Source organism: Streptomyces sp. SID14478 (assembly GCF_010548525.1).
Classification (GTDB): Bacteria; Actinomycetota; Actinomycetes; order Streptomycetales; family Streptomycetaceae; genus Streptomyces.
This window is the reverse complement of sequence record NZ_JAAGMG010000442.1, coordinates 1-5,251: the sequence shown is the minus strand read 5'-3', so window position 1 is coordinate 5,251 and position 5,251 is coordinate 1. Positions and strand designations below refer to the sequence as shown.

Sequence of the window (5,251 nt, the reverse complement as noted above, 5' to 3'; positions counted from 1 at the left end):
CCCGGTCCGTACGATCGTGCTCGGCCCCGACGACGAGGCCGTGGTCGACTTCGCCGCGCAGGACCCCGCCGCGAGCCCCCTCGCGGTGGAGGCGGCCCGCGGCGGTTCCCCGGCCCTGCTCGTGCGCCCGGAGGACTCGGGGGCGATGGGCGACGACGCGTCCGGCGCGCCGGTCCTGATCCGCGCGGACGTCACGTCCCTGCTGTGCGTGCCGCTCATCCCGGCCCCCGGCGAGCCGGTCCAGGGCGTGCTCACCCTGTTCCGCTCCGCGGGCCGCGTCGCGTACTCCATGGCGGAGGCGCAGACGCTGGACGTGATGTCCCGTCACATCGCCCTGGCGATGGGCAGATGAGCGGAAACGCCGGGGCCCGACCGGAGACGCGGACGCGGAAAGGCGCGGCCCGGGCCGGGCCGCGCCTCCTTGCGCCGGACAGAGGATCTAGGCGGCGCCGGACAGCACCTCGTCGCGCAGCCGGTGGCAGCAGCGGCTGATGAGCCGGGACACGTGCATCTGCGAGATGCCCAACTGCTCGGCGATGCGGCTCTGGGTCATGTCCCCGAAGAAGCGCATGTACAGGATCTGCCGTTCGCGCTCGGGCAGGGCCGCGATGCGGGGCTTGACCGACTCCCGGTCGACGACGACGTCGAGGGCCGGATCCGCGGTGCCGAGGGCGTCGGACAGCGAGTATCCGTCGTCGCTGCCGGGCAGTTCGGCGTCGAGGGAGAGCGCCGTGAAGCTGTCCAGCGCGTCGAGCCCGGTGCGGACCTCGGCCTCGGTCATGTTCGCGTGCTCGGCGATCTCGGCGAGGGTCGGGGTGCGCCCCGAGATGGTCTGGGACAGCTCCTGCTGGGCGAACCGGACCCGGTTGCGCAGGTCCTGGACGCGGCGCGGCACGTGCAGGGTCCACATGTGGTCGCGGAAGTGGCGTTTGATCTCGCCGGTGACGGTGGGCACGGCGTAGCTCTCGAAGGCGTTGCCGCGCTCCGGGTCGTAGCGGTCGACGGCCTTGACGAGGCCGAGCGCCGCGACCTGGCGCAGGTCGTCGAGGGATTCGCCGCGGTTGCGGAAGCGGGCGGCGAGGCGGTCGGACATCGGCAGCCAGGCCTCGACGACTTCCTGCCGCAGTTCCTCGCGCTCGGGGCCCGCGGGCAGGGTGGACAGGGTGGCGAAGGCTTCAGCGGTGTCGGGCGCGTCGTCGTGCGGATGACGGCGGCCGCTCTTCACCGGATTCAGGGGTGCGCTGGTGGGCGTGCGCATGATCGCAACTCCCTCAAGGGGTGCCTTGGGTTCGGTGGTCACCGTGGGAGTCACGCCTGCGGGCGGGCGTTCGACACACCCGGGGCGGATGTCAGGGCATCCCTCCCACGGACGTGCCTCCTGTCCGAAGCACTGTCTTCCGCCTGCCCCCGGACCGCGGACACAAACACACATAGGTCCCCGTCCCAGGGGTACTGCGCCAGGGTCGCAGGGTGGACGGGAAGCGGGTCGGGAACGGGTGGGGCGGGCGGGCCCGCAGGAGCGGAAGGGCCGAAAGGATGGCCGTCTTGGTGAGGGACGTCATGACTCCCGGCGTGACCTCGGTGCACCCCGACGCCTCGCTCGTCGAGGCCGCCCAACTGATGCGCGCCCAGGACCTGCGCGACGTCCTGGTGGCGGACGGGGCGCGGGTCCTCGGTGTCCTCACGGACCGGGACATCACGCTGCGCGCCGTCGCCGACGGCGCGGATCCGCTGACGGTGAGCGCGCATGCGGTGTGCACGCCCAGCCCGGTGGCGATAGGCCCCGACGAGGCGGCCTCCACGGCGGCGACGCTGATGCGCAGGCACGCGGTGCGCCGGCTCCCGGTGATGGAGGACGGTCGCGCCGTGGGCATGGTGAGCCTCGGCGACCTGGCCGGGTCCGGTGCGGCGGAGGGTGCCTGCGCCGACGGCGCCCGGGAACGGTCCGCGACCCACGCCGACGGGCCCGGAGCTGTGTCCGGGGGGAGCCCGGGCCCGCAGGCTGGTGCCGGCCCGGCGAGGTAGTGCCGGGCCGGGTGTCACCGGAATCCGTCACGGTCGACGGCCCGGGCACGGCGCGTACCCGAGGCCGGGGACCGGCCCCCGGCAACGGTTCGACGGTAGATCGCCCGGCTCGTGGTCACGATCCGCGGAGCGAGGCCGTTGTCCGGATAGCGCGGTGCACCGGCCCGCCCGGTGTCAGGGCGCGGGCTCGCGCAGGGTCTGGGACGGCACCCGGCCGTACTTGGCCCGGTACTGCTCGGCGAAGCGGCCCAGATGGCCGAAGCCCCAGCGGTACGCGACCTCGCTGACGGCGGTGACGCGCGCGTCGGCCGCGACCAGTTCGGCGTGCGCCCGCTCCAGGCGCACGCTCCGCAGGTACGTCATCGGCGGCATGCCCACGTAGCGGGCGAACGCCTCCTGGAGCCAGCGGACACCGACCCTGGCCTCGGCCGCGAGTTCCGCGGTGGTGAACGGACGCTCGGGGCACTCCCGCATCGCGTCCATCGCCCGCTTCACCGGCGCGGGCCGCAACTCCCCCGCGGGGCGTTCGAGTTGGTCGCGGTAGCGGTGATCGGTCGCCAGCAGCAGGCCGTTGAGCACGGCGTCCCTCAACGGAGCGGCGACCAGGGGGTGTTCGAGCAGCCGTGTCGTCTCGTACACGTCGTCGACGAGGGTGGTGACGAGCCGGGACCAGGCCCTGCCGCGCCCTCGGGTCAGGTCGAGTTCGGGCGCGAGGACCAGGGGTGTGCGCGGCGTGCGCCCGGTCAGCTCCTCGACGCGGCGCTCCAGCAGCTCCCGTTCCACCTTCAGGGCGAGGATCTGCCCGGCACCGGCCCAGTGGTCCACGACGGTGGCGCCGACGGGCTGGAACAGCGCGGCGCGGCCGGGCGTGGTGGTCACCTCGGCGCGGCTGCCCTGGTGCCAGGACATCGGGGCACCGACGGGGATGTTCACGTGGTACGTGCCCAACTCCCCGCAGCTGACCCGGACATCGGCGCCGCAGCGGAGGTCGCCGACGGTGATGCCGCCGAGTTCGAGCACCTCGAAGGCGGCGCCGAACCGCTCCGGGGTGGCCAGCACGTCGAGCCGGTTGGTGTAGAAGGCGACCTTGATCGCTTCCATGGCCTGTTCGACGTCGACCGTCCGCAAGGACGTCCTCGCCACGTTGTCTCCTCATGATGCCTCGTCGTACGCGCCCAACTCAGCAGCGTACGGCGAGACTTCCGAGGGCGCGACGGGCCATGGGGCCCCGGTGCCGGTCCGGTGGGCCCCGGCGCGACGACCTGGTCAGGCACCCCGGGCACGGCTCAGCGGGCGCGCTCCACGCGGCGCTCGTCCCAGACCGGTTCCGGGGTCTCCCGGACGTTGCCGTCCGAGCCGAAGACCAGGTAGCGGTCGAAGGAGCGGGAGAACCAGCGGTCGTGGGTGACCGCGAGGACCGTGCCGTCGAAGGACTCCAGGCCCTCCTGGAGCGCCTCGGCGGACTCCAGGTCGAGGTTGTCCGTGGGCTCGTCGAGCAGCAGGGCGGTGGCGCCCTCCAGTTCGAGCAGCAGGATCTGGAAGCGGGCCTGCTGGCCGCCGGAGAGCCGCTCGAACTTCTGCTCCGCCTGGGCCGTCAGTTCGTAGCGCCGCAGGCGGGACATCGCGGCTCCCTTGTCCTTGGCGTAGTCGCGCCACAGGATGTCGAGGAGGGTGCGGCCCTGCAGTTCGGGGTGGGCGTGGGTCTGGGCGAAGTGGCCGGGCACGACGCGGGCGCCGAGCTTCCACTCCCCCTGGTGCGCCACGGACCCGTCCCCGGCGAGCAGGCGCAGGAAGTGGGACTTGCCCGAGCCGTTCGAACCGAGGACGGCGACCCGCTCGCCGTAGAAGACCTCCAGGTCGAAGGGCTTCATCAGGCCGGACAGTTCGAGGTTCTTGCAGGTGACGGCCCGCAGTCCGGTGCGGCCGCCCTTGAGCCGCATCGTGATGTCCTGCTCGCGCGGCGGCTCGGGCGGCGGGCCCGCCTCCTCGAACTTGCGCAGCCGGGTCTGCGCGGCCGCGTAGCGCGAGGCCATTTCGTGGCTCACGCTGGCCGCCTGCCGTAGGTTCAGCACGAGCTTCTTCAGCTGGGCGTGCTTCTCGTCCCAGCGGCGGCGCAGCTCCTCGAAGCGGGCGAAGCGCTCGCGCCGGGCCTCGTGGTACGTGGCGAAGCCGCCGCCGTGCACCCAGGTGTCGGCGCCGCCGGGGCTCGGCTCGACGCTGACGATCTTCTCGGCGGAGCGCGCGAGCAGCTCCCGGTCGTGGGAGACGAAGAGCACCGTCTTGCGGGTCTCGCGCAGCTTCTCCTCCAGCCAGCGCTTGCCGGGCACGTCGAGGTAGTTGTCCGGCTCGTCCAGGAGCAGGACCTCGTCGGTGCCGCGCAGCAGCGCTTCGAGGACGAGGCGCTTCTGCTCACCGCCGGACAGGGTGCGCACCTCGCGGAACTGGGCCGTGTCGTAGGGGACGCCGAGCGCGGCCGTGGTGCACATGTCCCACAGCGTCTCCGCCTCGTAGCCCTGGGCCTCGGCCCAGTCGGACAGCGCCTGCGCGTAGCTCATCTGCGCGGCCTCGTCGTCGACCGTCATGATCGCGTGCTCGGCCGCATCGACGGCCTTCGCGGCCTCGCGGATGCGCGGCGAGGACACGGAGACGAGCAGGTCGCGCACGGTGGTCTCGTCACGCACGGACCCGACGAACTGGCGCATCACGCCGAGCCCGCCGCCGACGGTGACGGAGCCGCCGTGCGGCTGCAGCTCGCCGGAGATCAGCCGCAGCAGGGTCGTCTTGCCCGCCCCGTTCGGCCCGACGAGGGCGACGACGGCGCCCTCGCCGACGCGGAAGGAGACATCACCGAGCAGCGCCCGCCCGTCCGGCAAGTAGTACTCGAGGTGTGCGGCTTCCAGATGTCCCATGGTCCGCATTCTGGACGGCCGTGCGGGTGACGGGCAAACCATTAGGGCCTTCGGTCCTGGGTGCGAAGCCCGTAGCGGGGTACCCGTCGTCGCATGTGTGCCGACATCGACATCACTTCGCCCGCCGCGGACGCCGCCCGGACCGGATCTTCCCTGCGCGACCGTCTCGCCGCGCTCGACCTGCGTGTCTTCGAGTTCGCCGCCGGATCCCGCTGGCCCGGCGCCGAGCGGGTCCTGCCGCGGCTGAGCCGGGCCGCCAATCACGGGGCACTGTGGTTCGCGGTGGGCGGGGCGCTGGCCGCCACCGGCTCGCCGCG

General features: G+C 73.0%; 4 protein-coding genes and 2 pseudogenes. 3 read left to right on the top strand and 3 right to left on the bottom strand.

All coding sequences use genetic code 11. The annotated features are described in order from the left end of the window. Positions 1-352, top strand: a pseudogene (locus G3I40_RS15000) (PAS domain protein); the annotation flags it as partial. Between the two features lie 87 nt (positions 353-439). On the opposite strand, the gene G3I40_RS14995 reads toward G3I40_RS15000, so the two are convergent. Next, positions 440-1,258 (bottom strand): RNA polymerase sigma factor SigF, encoded by an 819-nt coding sequence (locus G3I40_RS14995; protein ID WP_164302672.1) that lies wholly within the window; start codon positions 1,256-1,258, stop codon positions 440-442. A gap of 278 nt (positions 1,259-1,536) precedes the next feature. Here G3I40_RS14995 and G3I40_RS14990 point away from each other — a divergent pair, with 278 nt between their 5' ends. Next, the gene (locus G3I40_RS14990; RefSeq protein ID WP_164302671.1) at positions 1,537-2,025 is read left to right on the top strand and encodes a CBS domain-containing protein; all 489 of its coding nucleotides are present in this window, start codon (positions 1,537-1,539) and stop codon (positions 2,023-2,025) included. 174 nt (positions 2,026-2,199) lie between these two features. Here the strand turns inward: G3I40_RS14990 and G3I40_RS14985 are convergent, their stop codons facing one another. Both G3I40_RS14985 and G3I40_RS14980 read right to left on the bottom strand, forming a co-directional pair. Next, positions 2,200-3,168 carry an AraC family transcriptional regulator gene (locus tag G3I40_RS14985; protein WP_164302670.1) on the bottom strand — a complete coding sequence of 323 codons (969 nt, stop codon included), beginning with the start codon at positions 3,166-3,168 and terminating at the stop codon, positions 2,200-2,202. A gap of 143 nt (positions 3,169-3,311) precedes the next feature. Next, a complete protein-coding gene (locus tag G3I40_RS14980) occupies positions 3,312-4,934 on the bottom strand; it encodes an ATP-binding cassette domain-containing protein (RefSeq protein WP_164302669.1) in 1,623 nt (540 codons plus the stop codon). Between the two features lie 93 nt (positions 4,935-5,027). Between G3I40_RS14980 and G3I40_RS14975 the strand changes: the two are divergent. After that, positions 5,028-5,251, top strand: a pseudogene (locus G3I40_RS14975) (phosphoesterase); the annotation flags it as partial.